Raw genomic sequence first — 21,692 nt, forward strand, 5'->3', positions numbered from 1 at the left:
TGTAACGGAAAAACGAGCCCGCCCCGAAGGGCGGGAGAGCATCAGGCGGTTTGTGTCAGGTGGGCATCAATTTTGTTCATGATGGCGTCAGCACGCTTTACCGCGTCGCTAATGTTGACGCGCACGATGGTTTTCCCGCTAAAACGCTCTTCGAATTTAATGCCGATATCTTTAGTCAGGATCACCATATCCGCTGCGGCGATATCCTCAGCCGTCAGTTCGTTCTCAAGACCTATCGACCCCTGCGTTTCAACTTTCACTTCCCAGCCTTTGGCTTTAGCGGCACTTTCCAGTGCTTCGGCCGCCATATAGGTATGCGCAACGCCTGACGGGCATGCCGTTACTGCGATAATTCGGGCCATGTTCTCTTCCTCATTCAGTTAATTTCGAAATCCAGATCCAGGTCGTCCTCTTTTTCTTCGACCTGTTTTGCATTCTTGCGGGCAATACTTTTCAGCACGTTAACGCTGATGGCGGTAACCACCGCACCCACGGCTACTGCCGCGATGTAGCCCATTTTGCCCTCCACCACAGGGAGAACGATAAGCCCACCCCATCCGGCATAACATTGTGCGCCCATCACGGCAGCCGTCACTGCACCGCACGCGGAGCCCAACATGATGGAAGGGATCACGCGCAGAGGATCGGCTGCAGCAAATGGAATCGCCCCTTCGGTGACCCCCACGCAGCCCATCACCAGTGCCGCTTTACCCGCTTCACGCTCTTCACCAGTAAAATTCTTGCGATTAATGAGCGTCGCCAGGCCTAACCCCAGCGGAGGCACACAGATACCCACCGCTGCGATTGCCACAACGGTGTAGACGCCCTGGGCAACACAAATCAACATAAAGGCATAGGCCACTTTGTTAATTGGCCCCCCCATATCGAAGGCCAGCATCAGCCCCATGATGACGGCCAGCACAACGATGCTGCCCTGCTGCATTCCTTGCAGCCACTGAGTTAACCCCGTGGTCAACGCCCCGACAGGCTCACCCAGGCCCCACATCATGATGCCCGCGGTAAGAAAAGTGCCGATGATAGGGATGATGAAGATAGGCATGACTGAGCGCAGCACTTTCGGAACCGGCAGTTTCTTCAGATACCAGACAACTATCCCACCGAGTATCCCGGCAATAATGGCGCCGAAGAAACCCGCACCGAAGCTGTTACCAACCCAGGCCGCAATGGCGCAAGGTGCAAGCGCGGCACGTTCGGCAATGGAATAGCCAATATAGGCGGCGAGGAAAGGGACCATCAGCGTTAACCCGGCCACGCCGATATCGAACAGTTTTTTCAGGTTGGGATCGGTTGCTGCATCCGGTACCGCGCCTTTGCCGTACAACATGACTGAAACCGCCAGCAAAATTCCGCCTGCAACCACGAACGGAATCATGTGCGACACACCTGTCATCAGATGCTGCCGCGTGTTCTTGAGAATATGCACCAACTCTTTCATATGTCGCTCCTGGCCTAAAACCCTAAAGGTGTTGTGGCAAACAATAGGCAATCAGATAGTCGGCGGACAGGAGACAAAAAGGCCATTTACTGGATTTTTGTAATGTTGAAATGAAAATGCGATCCGCCTCGACATTTCGCACAGACGGAAGCGTAAGACAAACCATCACAACCTGTGAGTCAAATCTCACTTTTCGAGTGATATTACATTTGTCCAGTTTTTGGCAGATTTGTCACATGGCGCGCGTCATCACCGCACTCGTATGCTGTTCCCCAATTAATGATGATTGGTTTGAGGAGTGTGTGTATGGCTCTGGTAGTGGAATTTACCTGTGAATTACCCAACGGGGTTCACGCGCGTCCGGCAAGTCATGTGGAAACGCTGTGCAATACGTTTAGCTCACAAATCGAATGGCACAACCTGCGCACTGGCCGTAAGGCCGATGCCAGAAGCGCACTGGCTCTTATTGGTACCGATACGCTGGCAGGTGATGCATGTCGCCTGGTGATTCAAGGGGAAGATGAGCAAAACGCCCATCAACAACTGGAACACTGGATCCGGGAAGAGTTCCCGCACTGTGATTCACCACTCGCAGAAACCATCACTACCGAGCTTGATCCATTACCAGAATCCCTCACGCGCCTTAACCCAACGCTGTTCCGCGCCATGCCTGTTTGCAGCGGTAGCGCCCAGGGTATTCTGACCTTACTGACCTCGTTGGATCTCAATGCACTGACTGATTTACCCGATGCGAAAAATGTTGAAGAAGAGCAGTCTGCGCTGAATAACGGTCTCACCCTGCTGGTGAAAAACATTGAGTTGCGTGCGATGGACAGCGAGAGTACCGCCAGCGCCATTCTCGATGCGCATCGATCGCTGGCGACGGATACCTCACTGCGCCAGCATCTTCTTGCAGGCGTGAGCCAGGGACTGAGCTGCGCGCAAGCAACAATCGCTACTGCAAACCATTTCTGCGATGCGTTTTCTCGTTCCAGTAGCAGCTACCTGCAGGAGCGGGTACTGGATGTGCGCGATGTCTGCTATCAACTTTTACAACACATTTATGGAGAACAACGCTTCCCGGTGCCAGGCCAGTTGACGCAGCCGACCGTCTGCCTTGCAGACGACCTCACTCCCGGTCAGTTCCTGGAACTGGATAAAACATTACTCAAAGGGCTGCTGTTAAAGAGCGGCGGAACCACTTCGCACACCGTTATTCTTGCGCGCTCCTTCAATATTCCCACGCTGGTCGGCGTCGATAGCGAAGGTCTTCTTCAATGGCGCAACCAGCCTGTCTTCGTAGATGGCAATGCGGGCGCGGTTGTGGTCAATGCCAGTGATGCGGTGGTGCGCTACTATCAGCAGGAAGCACGAGTACAACAGGCGATCCGCGAGCAGCAACGCATCTGGCTTGATCGGGAAGCCAGAACATCAGATGGCCTGCGCATTGAGATTGCCGCGAACATCGCTCATGCAGTGGAAGCCGTGGCGGCATTTGGTAACGGTGCCGAAGGCGTTGGCCTGTTCCGCACCGAAATGCTGTATATGGATCGCACCAGCGCCCCCGGTGAAAACGAGCTGTACAACATTTTCTGCCAGGCCCTTGAAAGTGCAAATGAGCGCAGCATTATCGTGCGTACTATGGATATCGGAGGCGATAAACCGGTGGAGTACCTGAACATACCGGCAGAAAACAACCCCTTCCTCGGCTACCGCGCAGTACGTATCTACGAAGAGTATGCAACGCTTTTCACCACCCAGCTTCGGGCGATCCTGCGCGCCTCTGCTCACGGCAACCTGAAGATCATGATCCCGATGATCTCCTCCATGGAAGAGATCCTGTGGGTTAAAGAGAAGCTTGCCGAAGCGAAGCAGCAGCTTCGTACTGAACATATTCCATTTGATGAAAAAATCCCGCTCGGCATCATGCTGGAAGTGCCCTCGGTGATGTTCATCATCGATCAATGCTGTGAAGAAATTGATTTCTTTAGTATCGGCAGCAATGACCTGACGCAGTATCTCCTGGCCGTCGACCGCGACAATGCCAAAGTCACGCGCCATTACAACAGCCTGAACCCGGCTTTCCTGCGCGCTCTGGATTACGCGGTACAGGCCGTCCATCGCCAGGGAAAATGGATTGGCCTGTGCGGTGAGCTGGGTGCAAAAGGTTCTGTGTTGCCATTGCTGGTAGGTTTGGGCCTGGACGAGCTCAGTATGGGGTCGCCTGCTATCCCGGCGACCAAAGCGCGCCTGGCCCAGCTTGATAGCCGCGCCTGCCGCCAGTTGTTGAACCAGGCCATGGCGTGTCGCACCTCGCTTGAAGTGGAACACCTGCTCGCCCAGTTCCGCATGAATCAGCAGGATACGCCGCTGGTGACGCCACGCTGCATTTCTCTGGATAACGACTGGAACAGCAAAGAAGAGGTCATGAAAGGCATGACCGATAACCTTTTGCTCGCTGGGCGTTGCCGCTATCCGCGCAAGCTGGAAGCCGATCTGTGGGCGCGCGAAGCCGTATTTTCTACCGGGCTGGGTTTTAGTTTTGCCATCCCACACAGCAAATCGGAGCACATTGAGCAATCCACCATCAGCGTTGCACGCCTGAAAGCCCCCGTCATGTGGGGAGATGAGGAAGCGCAATTCATCATCATGCTGACGCTGAACAAACACGCCGCAGGCGACCAGCACATGCGAATTTTCTCACGCCTGGCACGTCGCATCATGCATGAAGATTTCCGCAACGCGCTGGTGAACGCCAGCTCCGGGGAGGCTATTGCTTCTCTGCTGCAACACGAATTAGAACTTTAATACGAGGAAGAGTGATGGAACTGTATCTGGATACCGCCAACGTGGCGGAAGTCGAACGCCTTGCACGCATTTTTTCCATTGCGGGCGTGACCACTAACCCAAGCATTATCGCTGCCAGCCGTGAATCCATCTGGGACGTGCTGCCGCGCCTGCAAAAGGCCATCGGGCCGGACGGCACGCTGTTTGCCCAAACCATGAGCCGCGATGCAGAGGGCATGGTGGCGGAGGCTAAACGCCTGAGTAATGTCATACCGGACATTGTGGTCAAAATTCCGGTGACAGCTCAGGGGCTTATCGCGATTCAGGTTCTGAAAAAAGAGGGCATTACCACGCTGGGTACCGCCGTATACAGCGCAGCACAGGGGTTACTCGCCGCACTGGCAGGAGCAAAGTATGTGGCCCCGTATGTCAACCGCGTCGACGCTCAAGGCGGTGACGGTATTCGTATGGTGCAAGAACTGCAATCCCTGCTTGAAATGCATGCGCCAGAGAGCAAGGTACTTGCCGCCAGCTTTAAAACTCCGCGACAGGCGCTGGACTGCCTGCTTGCCGGCTGTGAAGCAATCACGCTTCCTTTAGATGTAGCGCAACAAATGCTCGGCACCCCGGCGGTAGAGTCAGCCATAGAGAAGTTCGAGCAAGACTGGAAAAACGCGTTTGGTAACCTCAACCTCTAAGGGAGAACTGTTATGGACCGTATCATTCAATCGCCGGGGAAATACATCCAGGGCGCTAATGTGCTTACCCGTCTCGGCGACTATCTGAAGCCACTAGCACAGCGCTGGCTGGTAGTCGGCGATAAATTTGTACTGGGCTTTGCTGAAGAGACTTTACGGCAGAGTTTCAAAAACGCAGAACTGCATGCTGAAATCGCACCGTTTGGTGGCGAATGTTCGCAAAATGAAATCGATCGACTGAAAAAACTGGCAGACAGTGCTGACTGTATGGCGGTACTGGGTATCGGCGGCGGAAAAACGCTGGATACTGCCAAAGCGCTGGCTCACTTTATGGACGTGCCGGTCGCCATTGCCCCGACTATAGCCTCCACTGATGCGCCGTGCAGCGCGCTTTCCGTGATTTATACCGACAACGGCGAGTTCGATCGCTACCTGATGCTACCGCACAACCCGAACATGGTTATCGTCGACACCAATGTGGTTGCAGGAGCACCACCACGTCTGCTGGCTGCGGGGATTGGCGATGCACTGGCCACCTGGTTTGAAGCACGAGCCTGTTCCCGCAGTGGCGCAACCACCATGGCAGGAGGCAAATGTACGCAGGCTGCGTTAGCGCTCGCCGAGCTGTGCTACAACACGCTGATTGAAGAGGGTGAAAAAGCGATGCTGGCGGCGGAACAGCACGTCGTAACACCGGCGCTGGAACGCATCATTGAAGCCAATACGTATCTCAGCGGCGTCGGTTTTGAAAGCGGCGGGCTTGCTGCAGCACACGCCATTCACAACGGCATGACGGCAGTGCCGGACGCACATCACTTCTATCATGGTGAAAAAGTCGCATTCGGTACGCTGACGCAGCTGGTACTGGAAAACGCCCCGGTAGAAGAAATAGAGACCGTCGCGGCGCTTTGTCACAGCGTTGGTTTGCCCATCACGCTGGCACAGCTGAACATCAAAGAGGATATCCCGGCTAAAATGCGTCTGATTGCGGAAGCCTCCTGCGCGGAAGGCGAAACCATTCATAACATGCCGGGCGGCGTGTCGCCGGACCAGGTTTACGCGGCACTGTTGGTTGCCGATCAGTACGGACAGCGGTTCTTACAGGAGTGGGAATAGTCGCAGCCCACATGGTGTTAAAAATCCCCGCCGAAGCGGGGATTTTTATTTACTGCAGGTCGAAACGATCCAAATCCATCACTTTCGCCCATGCTGCAACGAAGTCACGGACAAACTTCTCGCTGGCATCGCTGCTGGCATAAACTTCTGCCAGCGCGCGCAGGACGGCATTAGAGCCGAAGACCAGATCGGCTCGGGTCGCGGTATATTTCACTTCACCGCTGGCGCGGTCGCTACCGGCAAACAGTTCGTTTGACTCATCGGTCGCTTTCCATTGGGTATTCATATCCAGCAGATTGACGAAGAAGTCATTACTCAGCACGCCCTCGCGGTCGGTGAACACGCCATTCTTGCTGCCATCGAAGTTAGCACCCAATGCACGCAAGCCACCCACCAGCACCGTCAGTTCAGGCGCGGTCAGCGTCAGCTGTTGGGCCTTATCAATCAGGAGTGATTCCGTGGTCGAGGCATTAACCTGGGCACGATAGTTGCGGAAGCCATCAGCAATCGGTTCGAGCAGGTTAAACATCTCGATATCCGTCTGATCCTGACGTGCATCCACACGGCCTGGTGTGAACGGTACAGTGACATATACGCCTGCCGCTTTCGCGGCTTGCTCCACGCCTACTACGCCCGCCAGCACGATAATATCTGCCAGGGAAGCTTTGTTAGTGGTGCGCTGAATAGCTTCCAGAGCAGGAAGTGCACGAACCGCTGCGGCGTTCACATCCCAGTCACGCTGAGGCGCCAGCGCCAGACGTGCGCCATTGGCACCGCCACGCTTATCGCCGCCGCGGAAGGTTGAAGCAGACGCCCAGGCAACAGAAACCAGCTCGCTTACGGAGAGACCCGATGCCGCAATTTCCGCTTTCAGACTTTCAATATCTTCCTTCGAAGGGTTGAACACCGCCTGTGGCAGCGGATCCTGCCAAATCAGATCTTCTTTCGGCACTTCCGGACCAATGTACCGCGCTTTTGGCCCCATATCACGGTGGGTCAGTTTGAACCATGCACGTGCGAAAGCTTCGTTGAAAGCCTGCGGATCGTTCAGGAAACGACGGGAAATTTTTTCGAATTCCGGGTCAAAACGCAGCGTCAGGTCGGTGACCAGCATGGTTGGTTTGCGTTTTTTCGACGGGTCGAACGGATCAGGCATAATGTCCGGCGCATTTACGGCTTCAAACTGAATGGCACCGGCCGGGCTACGTGTCTGCACCCACTCATATTTGAACAGGTTCTCGAAGAAATAGTTGCTCCACTGGGTCGGGGTTTGTGACCAGATGACTTCCAGACCAGAGGTGATAGCATCTTCGCCAACGCCAGAGCCGTGCGTGCTATGCCAGCCAAGACCCTGCGCCTCAATCGGTGCGGCTTCCGGATCAGCACCTACATGGGTCGCTTCTCCTGCACCGTGGGTTTTACCGAGAGTATGCCCCCCTGCAATCAACGCGACGGTCTCTTCGTCATCCATACCCATGTTACCAAAGGTGGCGCGAATCGCCGCTGCCGCTGACAGCGGTTCGCCGCTGGCATTTGGCCCTTCCGGGTTAACGTAAATCAGGCCCATTTCGGTTGCGCCGAGTGGACGCTTCGCCAGCTCTTCCGGATCGCGGTGCTTCAGCCAGGTCGTTTCGTCGCCCCAGTTAACGTCCATATCCGGTTCCCAGACGTCTTCACGCCCGGCACCAAAACCAAAGGTGCGGAAACCCGAGTTTTCCAGCGCCACGTTACCCGCGAGGATAAACAGGTCAGCCCAGGAGATTTTTTGCCCGTATTTTTGCTTAATTGGCCACAGCAGGCGGCGTGCTTTATCCAGGCTGACGTTATCAGGCCAGGAGTTCAGCGGCGCAAAGCGCTGTTGACCGCGTCCTGCACCACCGCGCCCATCAACGGAGCGATAGGTGCCTGCACCGTGCCAGGCCATACGAATAAACAGACCTGCATAGCTGCCCCAGTCGGCTGGCCACCACGGTTGAGAGTCGGTTAAAAGTGCTTTGAGGTCGCCTTTAAGCGCAGAGTAATCAAGTTTGCTGAATTCTTTGCGGTAGTCGAAGTCTTCACCCAGAGGGTTCGAACGGTTGGAATGTTGGTTAAGAAGGTCGACACGGAGTTGTTTTGGCCACCAGTCACGGCTGCTGGTACCTGCCCCCGCGCTCTGATCGTGACCGCCCTGATGGAACGGGCATTTGCCGACTTTATTGGTATCGTCTGACGTGCTCATCGCTATGCTCCCTTTTACAGTGTTACCGTTACGATATACGCCCTTATTGATAAGGTACAGTTGGGATAACCCACAGATTCGATAGTTAATTCCGTTTAATTACACTTTGAAAATTTGTGACTTTTTTACGTCTTTGGCAGAATTGCCGATATGACAGGAAAATAAAACCCTTATAAATCAAAAAACCCTCCGAAGAGGGCTTTTTTGTTACACGCCTGGTCTAACACCGAGCGTGTGGCATATGGCGTAACTCATCTCCGCACGGTTCAGCGTGTAGAAGTGGAAATCCTTCACCCCTTCACGACTTAAAATCTTCACCATGTCCATCGCGATATTTGCGCCCACCAGCTTGCGTGTTTCCGGGTCATCGTCCAGCCCTTCGTACATTTTAGACATCCAAAGCGGAATGCGCACATTCGTCATGTCAGCAAATTTCTTCGCCTGTTTGAAGTTAGAGACCGGCAGAATACCTGGGATGATTTCAACGTCGATGCCTGCGGAAACACAACGGTCACGGAAGCGCAGGTAGCTTTCCACATCAAAGAAGAACTGGGTAATCGCGCGGTTTGCACCGGCTTCCACTTTACGCTTCAGGTTAAGCAGATCGGCCTGGGCGCTTTTCGCTTCCGGGTGAACTTCAGGATAAGCGGCAACGGAGATATCAAAATCGGCCACGTCTTTCAGCAGCGCGACCAGGTCGGCAGCATACATTTCCGGCTTACCGCTACCCGGCGGCAGGTCACCGCGCAGGGCAACAATATGACGAATGCCGTTGTTCCAGTAATCCTGGGCGATAGCACGCAGTTCATCACGGGTTGCGTCAATACAGGTAAGGTGCGGGGCCGCTTCCAGACCGGTGCGATCTTTAATGCCTTTAATGATGCTGTGCGTACGGTCACGCTCGCCGGAGTTTGCACCGTAGGTTACGGAGACAAACTTCGGTTTCAGGCTGCTCAGGCGATCGATAGAGCTCCACAGAGTTTGCTCCATTTCACTGGTGCGCGGCGGGAAAAATTCAAAAGAGACGTTAATCTGGCCGTTTACTTCGGCCAGGCTCTGATTCAGGGCTTCCCGCTGGTTGGCGTGAAAAAAGCTCATACCGTACCTCTATCAATCGCGTGTCGTTGTGTGTTGTTTTGTGAACTTCTATACGTTTAGACGTCCAGATGTAAAAATGACGGAAAAGCGGGGGGACGTCAACAGAAATAATCAACAATAACGGTGAGGTTTGCTCAGGGAATATGAGGAAAATTCATGATGAGGGTAATTCCCTCTCCCGGAGAGAGAGGGAAATTCAGGCGTTACAGTAACTTAGCCAGGCGGTTGATGTCGGACTGGATCGCGCCGGCGGTCACATCGCGCCCCGCCCCCGGACCGCGGATCACCAGTGGGTTATCACGATACCAGCGGCTTTCGATCGCGAAGACGTTATCGCACGGCAAAAGTGCTGCCAGCGGATGTTCAGGACGCACCGCCTCAACACCCACACGCGCTTTTCCGTTGGCCTCAAAACGCGCCACATAGCGCAGTACCAGCCCCATCTCGTTCGCCGCTTCCAGACGCTGTACCATCTGCTCGTTAAGCTCTTCACCATTTTCAAAGAAATGGTCTATAGAACCTTCTTCACAGCCAGCAGTCACCAGTGATTCGACGCGCACGGAATCCGGTTCGATGTCGTAACCGGCTTCACGCGCGAGGATCACCAGCTTACGCATTACGTCTTTACCGGAGAGGTCAACGCGCGGATCGGGCTCGGTTAAGCCCTGCTGCCACGCCTGATCCACCAGGTCGGTGAACGGTACGGTGCCGTCAAACTGCAGGAACAACCAGGAGAGCGTGCCGGAGAAGATACCGCTCAGCGCCAGAATACTGTCGCCGCTTTCAATCAGATCACGCACGGTGTGGTTAACCGGCAGGCCCGCGCCCACGGTGGCGTTATAGAGCCAGTGACGACCTGTTTTTTCAAACGCGTCGTGGATCTGACGGTATTTATCGGTGCTGCTTGCCCCCGCCAGCTTATTGGCGCTAATGACGTGGAACCCATGGCTGGCGAAATCAAGATACTGATCGGCCAGTTGTTCGCTGGCGGTGACATCCAGCACTACCAGATCGTCATACGGGTGCGCACGCATCCACAGGAACAGCGACTCTTCATCCTGCTCGACGGCTTCATCATTAAAGAAGGCAAGCGCACGGCTGGCGTCCAGCCCTTCGTAGTTCAGCAGGCTGCGGCGGCTATCCACCACGCCAGCGAGAATAAATTCAAACCCGGTACGTGCAGAGAGAGTGACCTGTTCGCGGGCAAACAGCTCCAGCCAGCGGGAACCGATGTTGCCTTTACCGAACAGCACCAGGCCAATGCGTTTTTCCGCGCGGAACAGAGAGGTATGCAGACCCTGAATCAGGCTCTCGGTAGGCCCTTTACGCAGCACGGCGACCAGGCTGATGCCCTCTTCCGACTGCCAGGTGAACTCAACCGGCTGTCCCTTCAGTTGCTGCCAGAAACGGTGGCAGTGCAGCGGGTTACGGGTGACGCCCGCGCCCACCATCGCCACCAGCGCCAGCCCCTGACGCAGGCGAAGCTCGCCCGGCAGGCCCGCTTCATCCAGAATTTTCAGCGCGCTGTCCGCCACTTCTGCGGTATAGCAGAACTGCAGCAGCTGGCGGTCGTTATGCACGCCAACGGCCAGCGGACGTACCTGAGCACGCTTTAACACCAGGTCGATGTCCTTATGTGCCAGTTTGAAATCCTGTCCTGCCGGAACCTGGAACTCAATCAGACAGATGTCGTCGTGGCTGGTAACAATACGCGCCCCGGTACCGGAAGCCAGCACGCGCTCAATGCGCGTGGAGCCCTGATCCGGGGTGTAACTGCAGCGCAGCTGCAAGTCAATATCGCTGCCGGAGACTGGCTGCAGCGTGCGCGCGTGCAGTACCGGTGCCGCCAGACGTGCCAGTTCGCTGGCTTCGTCGAGACGCAGCAGCGGCAGTAAACAGGCATCTTTCACTTTGCGCGGGTCGGCGCTGTAAACACCAGCCACGTCACTCCAGATGGTGACGCGGGACACGCCCGCCAGAGCACCGATTTGCGTTGCAGAGTAGTCGGAGCCGTTACGCCCCAGCAGCACCGTTTCGCCCGCGTTGCTGCGGCTGATAAAGCCGGTGACGACAATGCGTTTACCTGGATGTTGCACCAGCAGCTGTTGCAGTAACGGGTAAGACAATCCTTCGTCGACCTGCGGCTGTGCAGCACGCTCAGCGCGCAGGAAATCGCGCGCGTCGAGCCAGGCGGCTTCAACACCAAGATGTTGCAATACGGCAGCCATCAGACGCGCAGACCACACTTCCCCGTGGCCGACCACTTCGGCATACACCGCTTCGGTAATGCCGCTGTCCAGCAGGGCAGCCAGACGCTCAAGGTCATGGGTGAAGGCACTGATCAACCCGTCCGCTACGTCTGCAGGCAGCAGGCCGGCAATCAGCTCGCTCTGATAACGACGTAAGGACTGTTGCACCTGATGCGCAGAAAGGCGATCGGTCTGGCTCAATTTCAGCCAGCTAATCAACTGGTTGGTGGTGCTGCCCGCCGCAGAGACAACCATCATGTCCCCCGGCTGCGAATACTCTGTCATGATCCCTGCGACACGCAGATAACATTTCACATCAGCAAGACTACTACCACCAAACTTGTGCAGCTGACGACCCTTCGCCCCTGCCTGCGCTATCACACTCATGATTACCCCTTGGCTGCGACCCGGAAGCCATTTTCCAGATCGGCAATTAAATCTTCAGAATCTTCAATACCGGTTGAGATTCGCAGCAGCGTCTCGGAAATCCCGGCGGCGGCACGTGCTTCGGGTGCCATACCTGCGTGCGTCATGGTCGCGGCGTGGGAGATTAAGCTTTCAACCCCACCTAAGGATTCCGCCAGCGTAAACAATGACAGCCCGCTCAGGAAGCGACGCAGCGTTTGCTCGTCACCGTCCAGTTCAAAACTTAACATCGCGCCAAATCCCTTCTGCTGGCGCGCGGCGATCTCGTGCCCCTGGTTTTCCGGCAGCGACGGGTGATAGAGCTTCTTCACCAGCGGCTGCGTTTTCAGGAAATCGACAATCGCCTGAGCATTGCGCTGCGCCACTTCCATGCGCGGCGACAGCGTACGAATGCCACGTAACAGCAAGTAGCTGTCGAAGGCCCCGGCAGTGACGCCAATGTTATTCGCCCACCATGCCAGTTCCGTGACAACTTCAGGATCTTTGGCAATCACCACGCCCGCGACCACGTCAGAATGGCCGTTCAGATATTTAGTGCATGAATGCAATACCAGATCAGCACCCAATGCTAATGGGTTCTGAAGGGCCGGACTGAGGAACGTATTATCCACTACACTTATCGCTCCCGCATCCCTTGCGAGCTGACAAATTTTCGCAATGTCGACAACGCGCAACAATGGGTTGCTTGGACTTTCCACCAGTACCAGCTTCGGTTTCTCTGCCAGCGCCTGTTTCAGCGCCTGTTCGTCGTTTTGATCGACAAACAGCACGCGATAACAGCCGCGCTTTGCCAGACTATCAAACAGACGATAGCTGCCGCCGTAGCAGTCGTGCGGCGCAACCAGCAGATCACCCGGTTTCAGGAACACCGTTGTCACCAGGTGAATGGCGGACATACCGGTATTGGTTAATACTGCACCTGCGCCACCTTCCAGCTCAGCCAGCGCGCGCTGGGTCACATCACGCGTAGGGTTGCCACGACGCGAGTAATCATGCGCGCGGGGTTCATTAAATCCGGTGAAATTATAGGTACTGGAAAGATGAATTGGCGGGACAACGCAGCCGTACTGCTCGTCATCATTTAATCCGCTACGCACTGCAATAGTGGCCTGTTTACGCGTCATGGTGAAGGCTTCCTGGCGAATGAGGTGAAAAGTCAGGCACCAGAGTAAACATTGAATGTATGGACGTCAATACATCTGGACATCTAAACTTCTTTGCGTATAGATTGAGCAATGCGCAAATAGCCGTTAAAATTATATGCTTTAGTGCACGCTGCAGCGGCAATATCCGTGCCACGGTATCGTCTCTACGGTAAACTAGGCAAGATTACGGTTCAAAACCCAGAGTTACAGGTTTTGCACCCTTAGATAAATGACTGAGAGGATTAAAGGTATCTCATGGCTGAATGGAGCGGCGAATATATCAGCCCATACGCTGAGCACGGTAAGAAGAGTGAGCAAGTAAAGAAAATTACGGTTTCCATTCCTCTGAAGGTGTTGAAGATCCTCACCGATGAACGTACGCGTCGTCAGGTGAACAACCTGCGCCACGCAACCAACAGCGAACTGTTGTGCGAAGCGTTTCTGCATGCGTTTACCGGTCAACCGTTGCCGAACGATGACGATCTGCGCAAAGAGCGTAGCGACGAAATCCCGGAAGAGGCGAAGGTGATCATGCGTGAACTGGGTATTGACCCGGAGACGTGGGAATACTGAAAAGCGGATACAAAAAAGGCACCTTGCGGTGCCTTTTTTTCGGGAAACTTATTTAGCGCCCGGGATGCTGAAACGCTTGTTGAAGCGGTCAACACGGCCACCGGTTGCAACATCACGCTGCTTACCAGTGTAGAACGGGTGGCATTTGCCGCACACGTCCAGGTTCAGATCGTGACCCACGGTAGAGCGGATCTGGATAGAGTTACCGCAAGAACAGTTTGCAGTAATCATTTCGTATTTCGGGTGAATATCTTTTTTCATGGGAGAACCTCAGTTAAGGCCGCGTCGCTCTTCCAGCCCTAACGCCAGACACCACGCGATGTTGATTGTAAGTTCTTTGGCGTAAAGTACACCAAAGGCGGCGAATCATACAGAATTTGACCAACGTATGCAAACTGATCCGCACGCCGCTTTTACTAAAGTGTATACTAACGCGCCACTTTTCAAGTCAGGAAGATTAGATGCCCGTCGCTCACGTTGCCCTGCCCGTTCCGCTTTCCCGCACCTTTGACTATCTGCTGCCTGACAGCATGAGCGCCAAAGCGGGCTGTCGCGTGACCGTGCCCTTTGGCAAGCAGCAGCGCGTGGGGATTGTGGTTTCGGTCAGCGATAAGAGCGAGTTACCGCTTAATGAACTGAAATCGGTTGTTGAGGTGCTGGACAGTGAGCCGGTTTACTCCAGCAGCACCTGGCGACTTCTGCTGTGGGCGGCGGATTACTACCACCATCCCATCGGCGACGTCCTGTTCCACGCCCTGCCCATTATGCTGCGTCAGGGTAAGAGCGCCAGCCATGCGCCGATGTGGTACTGGTTTGCCACTGAAGAAGGTCAGGCTGTCGACATCAACAGCCTCAAACGCTCGCAGAAACAGCAGCAGGCGCTGGCGGCGCTGCGCCAGGGGAAAATCTGGCGTCATCAGGTCGACGAACTTGAGGTCAGCGAAACGGCGCTACAGGCCCTGAGAAAGAAAGGGCTGAGTGAACTGGGCAGCGAAGCGCCTGCACTTTACGACTGGCGAACAAATTTTTCCGTATCAGGTGACAGACTGCGTCTGAATACCGAGCAGGCCACCGCCGTCGGCGCGATCCATAGCGCCTCCGATCATTTCTCTGCCTGGCTGCTGGCGGGAGTTACCGGTTCCGGCAAGACCGAAGTCTACCTGAGCGTGCTGGAAAACGTGCTCGCACAGGGCAAACAGGCGCTGGTGATGGTGCCGGAAATTGGCCTGACGCCGCAAACCATCGCCCGATTCCGCGAGCGCTTTAACGCGCCGGTTGAGGTGCTGCACTCCGGCCTGAACGACAGCGAGCGCCTCAACGCCTGGCTGAAAGCGAAAAACGGTGAAGCGGCGATTGTGATCGGCACCCGCTCGTCGCTGTTTACGCCGTTTAAAAATCTCGGCGTTATCGTGATCGACGAAGAGCACGACAGCTCCTATAAACAGCAGGAAGGCTGGCGCTATCACGCCCGCGATCTGGCGGTCTATCGCGCGCACAGCGAGCAAATCCCTATTATTCTCGGCTCCGCCACGCCGGCGCTCGAAACGCTGCACAACGTGCGTCAGCGTAAATACCATATGCTACGCCTGACGCGTCGCGCGGGAAATGCGCGCCCGGCCATTCAGCACGTACTGGATCTGAAAGGACAGCAAGTTCAGGCGGGGTTAGCACCCGCGCTTATCACCCGGATGCGCCAGCATTTGCAGGCCGGGAACCAGGTCATTCTGTTTCTCAACCGACGCGGATTTGCGCCAGCTCTGCTGTGCCACGACTGCGGCTGGATTGCCGAGTGCCCGCGCTGCGATCATTACTACACCTTCCATCAGGCCCAGCGTCATTTGCGCTGCCACCACTGCGACAGTCAACGCCCTGTTCCGCGCCAGTGTCCATCGTGTGGTTCAACGCACATTGTGCCGGTGGGTCTGGGGACTGAACAGCTGGAACAGGCTCTTGCGCCCTTCTTCCCTGACGTCCCTCTCTCCCGCATCGACCGGGACACCACCAGCCGTAAAGGTGCGCTGGAACAGCAACTGGCGGAAGTGCATCGCGGCGGCGCACGCATTTTGATTGGTACCCAGATGCTGGCGAAAGGACACCATTTCCCGGATGTAACGCTGGTTGCCCTGCTGGATGTCGACGGCGCACTCTTCTCAGCAGACTTCCGTTCCGCGGAACGTTTTGCCCAGCTTTATACCCAGGTCGCCGGTCGTGCCGGACGCGCGGGCAAACAGGGCGAAGTGGTTCTGCAAACGCACCACCCTGAACACCCGTTACTCCAGACCCTGCTACACAAAGGCTATGACGCCTTTGCCGAACAGGCGCTGGCAGAACGCCAGACCCTGCAGCTACCGCCGTGGACCAGCCACGTGATCGTTCGTGCAGAAGATCATAACAACCAGCAGGCCCCACTTTTCCTGCAGCAGCTGAGAAACCTCCTGCAGGCCAGTCCACTGGTGGATAACCAGCTGTGGATTTTGGGCCCGGTTCCGGCACTGGCACCAAAGCGCGGCGGACGTTTTCGCTGGCAAATTTTGCTCCAGCACCCTTCGAGAATTCGTCTCCAGCATATCGTCAGCGGCGCGCTGGTACTGATTAACACCCTTCCGGAAGCGCGAAAAGTGAAGTGGGTACTGGACGTCGATCCCATCGAAGGCTGAAGACGGATCGAAAAATTTAACGTTCCTCACACTTTTTATGAAAATTCTGTAACCGATTCCATTAACTATCTGTAAAAATGGTGATGTCAGAAGTTCGGTGTTCAGGCGAGGAGAAGACGTTGAAGTCCAGCAAAGAGGTTGCACCGGCGACCATGAAAGACGTTGCCCAGAAAGCACAGGTCTCTACGGCAACGGTATCCCGCGCATTAATGAATCCGGATAAAGTCTCCCAGGCGACCCGTAACCGGGTTGAGCAGGCTGCGCTGGAAGTGGGCTATTTTCCACAGGCGATGGGCCGTAACGTCAAGCGCAATGAGTCGCGCACCATCCTGGTGATAGTGCCGGACATCTGCGATCCCTTTTTCAGCGAGATTATCCGCGGTATTGAAGTGACAGCGGCTGAACAGGGTTATCTGGTACTGATTGGCGACTGTGCGCACCAGAACCAGCAGGAAAAAACCTTTATCGACCTCATTATCACCAAGCAGATCGACGGTATGTTGCTGCTTGGCTCTCGCCTGCCGTTTGATGCCAGCATTGAAGAGCAGCGTAATTTACCGCCGATGGTCATGGCCAACGAGTTTGCGCCAGAGCTGGAGCTGCCGACGGTCCATATCGATAACCTCACCGCCGCATTCAACGCCGTCAACTATCTCCAGGAACTGGGGCATAAACGTATTGGCTGCATTGCCGGACCGGAAGAGATGCCGCTGTGTCACTACCGCTTACAGGGCTACGTTCAGGCGCTGCGCCGTACCGGCGTCACTGTCAATCCGCACTATATTGCTCGTGGTGACTTCACCTTCGCTGCGGGTGGACAGGCGCTGGAAAAACTTCTTGACCTGCCTGAGCCGCCCACCGCCGTATTCTGTCACAGCGATGTAATGGCGCTGGGCGCATTGTCGTATGCCAAACGTCGTGGCCTGCGCATACCGAAAGATTTATCGATCATCGGATTCGATAATATTTCGCTTTCAGAATTTTGCGATCCGCCGCTCTCAACGGTCGCTCAGCCGCGCTATCAAATCGGCCGCGAAGCGATGCTTCTTCTGCTGGATCAGCTTCACGGTCAAACAGTTAGCAGCGGCTCGCGGTTGCTGGACTGCGAACTGATTGTTCGCGGCACTACCCAGGCATTGACTTAAAGTAAACGTCTTTCGGATACCCTTATCTGGTCAAAGCCCCGCCGCTTAAGTAACATGGCGGACTGACGAACGAATAAATACAGCGAAACGATAGTGGCACAACGAGATTATGTACGTCGCGGCCAGCCGGCACCTTCGCGACGCAAAAAGAGTAGCTCAAGGAAAAAGCAGAGTAACCTGCCTGCTGTCTCGCCAGCAATGGTCGCTATTGCTGCGGCTGTAGTCGTCGCCTTTATTGGTGGACTGTACTTTATTACGCACCATAAAAAAGAAGAGTCTGAGGCGCTTCAGGCCAGTAAAGTGGCCGGAAATGGTCTTCCTCCGAAGCCTGAAGAACGCTGGCGCTATATCAAAGAGCTGGAAAGCCGTCAGCCTGGCGTACGTGCGCCAACCGAGCCTTCCGCAGGTGGAGAAGTGCAGAATGCGAATCAACTGACGGATGAACAGCGTCAGTTGTTGGCACAAATGCAGGCTGATATGCGCCAGCAACCCACGCAGCTGAATGAAGTCCCGTGGAATGAACAGACTCCGGCACAGCGTCAGCAAACGTTACAGCGACGTCAGGCGCAACAGCAAATTCAGCAACAGCAACAGCAGCAACAACAGTGGGCGCAAACCCAGCCGGTGCAGCAGCCGAAAGCACAGCCGCGGGTAACGGAACAGCCTTACCAGCAGCAGACGCGTACGGTGCAGTCCCAGCCGGTTCAGCAACAGCCGAAGACTCAGCCGCAGAAGCAAACGGCTCAGCCATATCAGGATCTCTTGCAGACGCCAGCGCATACCACCGCTCAGCAGCCGAAAACGCAGCAGGCCGCGCCTATCACTAAAGAGACCGAGGCACCGAAGCAGACGGCAGAGAAAAAAGACGAGCGCCGCTGGATGGTTCAGTGCGGTTCGTTTAAAGGTGCCGAGCAGGCGGAAACGGTGCGCGCGCAGCTGGCCTTTGAAGGGTTTGATTCACGTATTACCACCAACAATGGCTGGAATCGCGTGGTGATTGGCCCAGTGAAAGGCAAAGAAAATGCTGATGGCACCATTTCACGTTTGAAAGTCGCCGGTCACACAAACTGTATTCGACTCGCATCCGGGGGTTGAAACCCCCAATTTCCCCCCCATCTATCATTCTATTCAGCCCTGAGCACAGGCTCAGGGCTTCTGTTTCCCGATTCTGTAACCAGGGGGTCTGCTCGTGACAACAATAGTAAGTGTACGCCGTAACGGCCATGTGGTAATCGCCGGTGATGGCCAGGCCACGCTGGGTAATACCGTCATGAAAGGCAACGTGAAGAAAGTACGTCGTCTCTATAACGACAAAGTGATCGCCGGTTTTGCTGGCGGCACCGCTGATGCCTTCACGCTGTTTGAACTTTTTGAACGCAAACTGGAAATGCACCAGGGTCATCTGGTGAAAGCCGCTGTTGAGCTGGCGAAAGACTGGCGTACCGACCGCATGCTGCGCAAGCTCGAAGCGCTGCTGGCCGTAGCCGACGAAACCGCGTCGCTGATTATCACCGGTAACGGTGACGTCATTCAGCCGGAAAACGACCTGATTGCCATCGGCTCTGGCGGCCCTTATGCCCAGGCTGCAGCCCGCGCGCTGTTGGAAAATACCGACATGAACGCGCGAGATATCGCGGTGAAGGCGTTGGATATTGCAGGTGATATCTGCATTTATACCAACCACAACCACACCATCGAAGAATTACCGTCTAAAGCGTAAGGATCTCCCATGTCTGAAATGACCCCACGCGAAATTGTTAGCGAACTGAACAAACATATTATCGGCCAGGATAACGCCAAGCGCTCCGTGGCGATCGCCCTGCGTAACCGCTGGCGTCGTATGCAGCTTGACGAAGAGCTGCGCCATGAAGTGACGCCGAAAAACATTCTGATGATCGGCCCAACCGGCGTCGGTAAAACCGAGATCGCCCGTCGTCTGGCGAAGCTGGCTAACGCACCGTTCATCAAAGTTGAAGCCACCAAGTTCACCGAAGTAGGTTATGTCGGTAAAGAAGTGGATTCTATCATCCGCGATCTGACCGATTCTGCTATCAAAATGGTGCGCGTTCAGGCGATTGAGAAAAACCGCTACCGCGCGGAAGAGATGGCCGAAGAGCGCATTCTCGACGTGCTGATCCCACCGGCAAAAAACAACTGGGGCCAGGCTGAACAACAGTCTGAACCTTCAGCCGCACGTCAGGCGTTCCGCAAAAAACTGCGTGAAGGCCAGCTGGATGATAAAGAGATTGAGATCGATCTCGCGGCCGCACCGATGGGCGTGGAAATCATGGCACCTCCAGGTATGGAGGAGATGACCAGCCAGCTGCAGTCCATGTTCCAGAACCTGGGCGGCCAGAAGCAGAAAGCGCGTAAGCTGAAAATCAAGGACGCGATGAAGCTGCTTATCGAAGAAGAAGCGGCAAAACTGGTGAACCCGGAAGAGCTGAAACAGGATGCTATCGAAGCGGTTGAGCAGCACGGTATCGTGTTTATCGACGAAATCGATAAAATCTGTAAACGTGGCGGCAACAGCTCCGGCCCGGATGTGTCCCGTGAAGGCGTTCAGCGCGACCTGCTGCCGCTGGTTGAAGGCTGCACCGTTTCCACTAAGCACGGCATGGTAAAAACAGACCACATTCTGTTTATCGCCTCCGGTGCATTCCAGGTTGCCAGCCCGTCTGACCTGATCCCGGAATTGCAGGGTCGTCTGCCAATCCGCGTTGAGTTGCAGGCGCTGACCACTGAAGATTTCGAACGTATCCTGACCGAGCCAAATGCCTCTGCTACCGTACAGTACAAAGCGCTGATGGCGACCGAAGGTGTGAACCTCGAGTTCACCCAGGACGGTATCAAACGTATCGCCCAGGCCGCATGGCAGGTGAACGAAACCACCGAGAACATCGGTGCGCGTCGTCTCCATACTGTGCTGGAACGCCTGGTGGAAGATATCTCTTATGATGCGAGCGACCTTAACGGTCAAACCATTACCATTGACGCAGAATATGTGAGTAAACATCTGGATGCGTTAGTGGCAGATGAAGATCTGAGCCGTTTTATCCTATAATCGCGGTTACTGGATTCTCATCACGTTTAATGGGGGCTAATGCCCCCATTTTTATTGGCTAAATAACTATGACTGATATCAGCCGTACTCAGGCGTGGCTCGAAAGTCTGCGCCCTAAAACACTTCCTCTGGCCTTTGCTGCGATTGTCGTCGGTACGGCTCTTGCCTGGTGGCAAGGTTATTTTGACCCGCTGGTCGCCGCGCTGGCATTGATTACCGCCGGCCTGCTGCAAATCCTCTCCAATCTCGCCAACGATTACGGTGACGCAGTAAAAGGCAGCGATAAACCTGACCGTATCGGGCCACTGCGCGGGATGCAGAAAGGGGTGATTACTCAGGCGCAGATGAAACGCGCATTGATTATCACCGTGGTGCTGATTTGTTTATCGGGTCTGGCACTGGTTACGGTGGCGTCTAAAACCACCAGCGATTTTATTGGCTTCCTGGTGTTAGGTTTATTGGCCATTGTCGCGGCCATCACCTACACCGTCGGCACGCGTCCTTATGGTTATATTGGTCTGGGTGATATTTCCGTGCTGGTGTTCTTCGGCTGGCTGAGCGTGATGGGAAGCTGGTACTTACAGGCGCATACCCTTATCCCTGCTCTGTTCCTGCCTGCAACCGCCTGCGGACTGCTGGCAACGGCGGTGCTCAATATCAACAACCTGCGCGATATCGACAGCGATCGTGAGAACGGTAAGAACACGCTGGCGGTACGTCTGGGTCCGGTTAACGCGCGCCGCTACCACGCCTGCCTGCTGATAGGCGCGCTGCTCTGTCTGGCACTGTTTAACCTGATCTCGCTGCACAGCGTATGGGGCTGGCTGTTTGTACTTGCCGCACCGCTGCTGATTAAGCAGGCGCGATTTGTCATGCGCGAACTGAGCCCTGCAGCCATGCCACCAATGCTGGAACGCACGGTAAAAGGCGCGCTTCTGACTAACCTGTTGTTCGTCATCGGGATTGTCTTAAGTCAGACGCTTCGTTAGCTGACAAATATCAATTAACAATTGATGATTTTGCCAACAACGCATTTCGCACGATATACTGAACACAT

General features: G+C 55.2%; 17 protein-coding genes. 10 read left to right on the plus strand and 7 right to left on the minus strand.

What is annotated here, in order from left to right:
- Positions 1-41: 41 nt before the first annotated feature.
- Both ACLHV8_RS21615 and ACLHV8_RS21620 read right to left on the minus strand, forming a co-directional pair.
- Positions 42-362, minus strand: a complete 321-nt coding sequence (locus ACLHV8_RS21615; protein WP_028018100.1) for a PTS fructose-like transporter subunit IIB — start codon at positions 360-362, stop codon at positions 42-44.
- A 14-nt stretch (positions 363-376) separates the two neighbouring features.
- A complete protein-coding gene (locus ACLHV8_RS21620; RefSeq protein ID WP_134708681.1) occupies positions 377-1,456 on the minus strand; it encodes a PTS fructose transporter subunit EIIC in 1,080 nt (359 codons plus the stop codon).
- A 306-nt stretch (positions 1,457-1,762) separates the two neighbouring features.
- Here ACLHV8_RS21620 and ptsP point away from each other — a divergent pair, with 306 nt between their 5' ends.
- The 3 genes from ptsP to ACLHV8_RS21635 are packed head-to-tail and all read left to right on the plus strand — an operon-like array spanning position 1,763 to position 6,057.
- Positions 1,763-4,264, plus strand: a complete 2,502-nt coding sequence (gene ptsP, locus ACLHV8_RS21625; RefSeq protein WP_208594696.1) for a phosphoenolpyruvate--protein phosphotransferase — start codon at positions 1,763-1,765, stop codon at positions 4,262-4,264.
- 14 nt (positions 4,265-4,278) lie between these two features.
- Positions 4,279-4,941 carry a fructose-6-phosphate aldolase gene (fsa, locus tag ACLHV8_RS21630; protein ID WP_208594697.1) on the plus strand — a complete coding sequence of 221 codons (663 nt, stop codon included), beginning with the start codon at positions 4,279-4,281 and terminating at the stop codon, positions 4,939-4,941.
- A 12-nt stretch (positions 4,942-4,953) separates the two neighbouring features.
- Complete coding sequence (locus tag ACLHV8_RS21635; protein ID WP_208594698.1) at positions 4,954-6,057, plus strand: glycerol dehydrogenase; 1,104 nt, start codon at positions 4,954-4,956, stop codon at positions 6,055-6,057.
- A gap of 49 nt (positions 6,058-6,106) precedes the next feature.
- Here the strand turns inward: ACLHV8_RS21635 and katG are convergent, their stop codons facing one another.
- The 4 genes from katG to metB form a co-directional block, all read right to left on the minus strand.
- Positions 6,107-8,278 (minus strand): catalase/peroxidase HPI, encoded by a 2,172-nt coding sequence (katG, locus tag ACLHV8_RS21640; protein ID WP_028018105.1) that lies wholly within the window; start codon positions 8,276-8,278, stop codon positions 6,107-6,109.
- 207 nt (positions 8,279-8,485) lie between these two features.
- Complete coding sequence (gene metF, locus ACLHV8_RS21645) at positions 8,486-9,376, minus strand: methylenetetrahydrofolate reductase (RefSeq protein ID WP_028018106.1); 891 nt, start codon at positions 9,374-9,376, stop codon at positions 8,486-8,488.
- Between the two features lie 203 nt (positions 9,377-9,579).
- Positions 9,580-12,012: a bifunctional aspartate kinase/homoserine dehydrogenase II gene (locus ACLHV8_RS21650; protein WP_028018107.1), complete on the minus strand. Its 2,433-nt coding sequence runs from the start codon at positions 12,010-12,012 to the stop codon at positions 9,580-9,582.
- Positions 12,013-12,014: 2 nt separating this feature from the next.
- Positions 12,015-13,175, minus strand: coding sequence for a cystathionine gamma-synthase (metB, locus tag ACLHV8_RS21655; RefSeq protein ID WP_049004901.1), 1,161 nt, complete (start codon positions 13,173-13,175; stop codon positions 12,015-12,017).
- 276 nt (positions 13,176-13,451) lie between these two features.
- Between metB and metJ the strand changes: the two genes are divergently transcribed.
- Positions 13,452-13,769 (plus strand): met regulon transcriptional regulator MetJ, encoded by a 318-nt coding sequence (gene metJ / locus ACLHV8_RS21660; RefSeq protein WP_003862042.1) that lies wholly within the window; start codon positions 13,452-13,454, stop codon positions 13,767-13,769.
- A gap of 48 nt (positions 13,770-13,817) precedes the next feature.
- Here the strand turns inward: metJ and rpmE are convergent, their stop codons facing one another.
- Positions 13,818-14,030, minus strand: a complete 213-nt coding sequence (gene rpmE, locus ACLHV8_RS21665) for a 50S ribosomal protein L31 (protein ID WP_003862040.1) — start codon at positions 14,028-14,030, stop codon at positions 13,818-13,820.
- Positions 14,031-14,230: 200 nt separating this feature from the next.
- Here rpmE and priA point away from each other — a divergent pair, with 200 nt between their 5' ends.
- The 6 genes from priA to menA all read left to right on the plus strand — a co-directional run bounded on the left by priA (position 14,231) and on the right by menA (position 21,624).
- Entirely contained in the window at positions 14,231-16,426 is a 2,196-nt protein-coding gene (gene priA / locus ACLHV8_RS21670; protein ID WP_049004902.1) for a primosomal protein N', read from the plus strand.
- Between the two features lie 119 nt (positions 16,427-16,545).
- A complete protein-coding gene (gene cytR, locus ACLHV8_RS21675; protein WP_028018110.1) occupies positions 16,546-17,571 on the plus strand; it encodes a DNA-binding transcriptional regulator CytR in 1,026 nt (341 codons plus the stop codon).
- A gap of 93 nt (positions 17,572-17,664) precedes the next feature.
- On the plus strand, positions 17,665-18,666 hold the full coding sequence (ftsN, locus tag ACLHV8_RS21680; RefSeq protein WP_028018111.1) for a cell division protein FtsN: 1,002 nt from the start codon (positions 17,665-17,667) through the stop codon (positions 18,664-18,666).
- 94 nt (positions 18,667-18,760) lie between these two features.
- Complete coding sequence (hslV, locus tag ACLHV8_RS21685) at positions 18,761-19,291, plus strand: ATP-dependent protease subunit HslV (protein ID WP_014172194.1); 531 nt, start codon at positions 18,761-18,763, stop codon at positions 19,289-19,291.
- A 9-nt stretch (positions 19,292-19,300) separates the two neighbouring features.
- Positions 19,301-20,635 carry an HslU--HslV peptidase ATPase subunit gene (gene hslU, locus ACLHV8_RS21690; protein WP_049004905.1) on the plus strand — a complete coding sequence of 445 codons (1,335 nt, stop codon included), beginning with the start codon at positions 19,301-19,303 and terminating at the stop codon, positions 20,633-20,635.
- A gap of 68 nt (positions 20,636-20,703) precedes the next feature.
- On the plus strand, positions 20,704-21,624 hold the full coding sequence (gene menA / locus ACLHV8_RS21695) for a 1,4-dihydroxy-2-naphthoate polyprenyltransferase (RefSeq protein ID WP_208594699.1): 921 nt from the start codon (positions 20,704-20,706) through the stop codon (positions 21,622-21,624).
- Positions 21,625-21,692: the final 68 nt, after the last annotated feature.

Source organism: Enterobacter sp. CPE_E863 (assembly GCF_046521465.1).
GTDB lineage: Bacteria > Pseudomonadota > Gammaproteobacteria > Enterobacterales > Enterobacteriaceae > Enterobacter > Enterobacter adelaidei.

What these genes read in the sequence shown, in the direction of transcription:
- priA (WP_049004902.1), top strand. Translation starts at nt 14,231, where the DNA reads ATGCCCGTCGCTCACGTTGCCCTGCCCGTTCCGCTTTCCCGCACCTTT.
- hslU (WP_049004905.1), top strand. Translation starts at nt 19,301, where the DNA reads ATGTCTGAAATGACCCCACGCGAAATTGTTAGCGAACTGAACAAACAT.
- menA (WP_208594699.1), top strand. Translation starts at nt 20,704, where the DNA reads ATGACTGATATCAGCCGTACTCAGGCGTGGCTCGAAAGTCTGCGCCCT.
- metB (WP_049004901.1), bottom strand. Translation starts at nt 13,175, where the DNA reads ATGACGCGTAAACAGGCCACTATTGCAGTGCGTAGCGGATTAAATGAT.
- rpmE (WP_003862040.1), bottom strand. Translation starts at nt 14,030, where the DNA reads ATGAAAAAAGATATTCACCCGAAATACGAAATGATTACTGCAAACTGT.
- fsa (WP_208594697.1), top strand. Translation starts at nt 4,279, where the DNA reads ATGGAACTGTATCTGGATACCGCCAACGTGGCGGAAGTCGAACGCCTT.
- ACLHV8_RS21615 (WP_028018100.1), bottom strand. Translation starts at nt 362, where the DNA reads ATGGCCCGAATTATCGCAGTAACGGCATGCCCGTCAGGCGTTGCGCAT.
- katG (WP_028018105.1), bottom strand. Translation starts at nt 8,278, where the DNA reads ATGAGCACGTCAGACGATACCAATAAAGTCGGCAAATGCCCGTTCCAT.
- ACLHV8_RS21620 (WP_134708681.1), bottom strand. Translation starts at nt 1,456, where the DNA reads ATGAAAGAGTTGGTGCATATTCTCAAGAACACGCGGCAGCATCTGATG.
- ACLHV8_RS21635 (WP_208594698.1), top strand. Translation starts at nt 4,954, where the DNA reads ATGGACCGTATCATTCAATCGCCGGGGAAATACATCCAGGGCGCTAAT.
- metF (WP_028018106.1), bottom strand. Translation starts at nt 9,376, where the DNA reads ATGAGCTTTTTTCACGCCAACCAGCGGGAAGCCCTGAATCAGAGCCTG.
- ACLHV8_RS21650 (WP_028018107.1), bottom strand. Translation starts at nt 12,012, where the DNA reads ATGAGTGTGATAGCGCAGGCAGGGGCGAAGGGTCGTCAGCTGCACAAG.
- ptsP (WP_208594696.1), top strand. Translation starts at nt 1,763, where the DNA reads ATGGCTCTGGTAGTGGAATTTACCTGTGAATTACCCAACGGGGTTCAC.
- metJ (WP_003862042.1), top strand. Translation starts at nt 13,452, where the DNA reads ATGGCTGAATGGAGCGGCGAATATATCAGCCCATACGCTGAGCACGGT.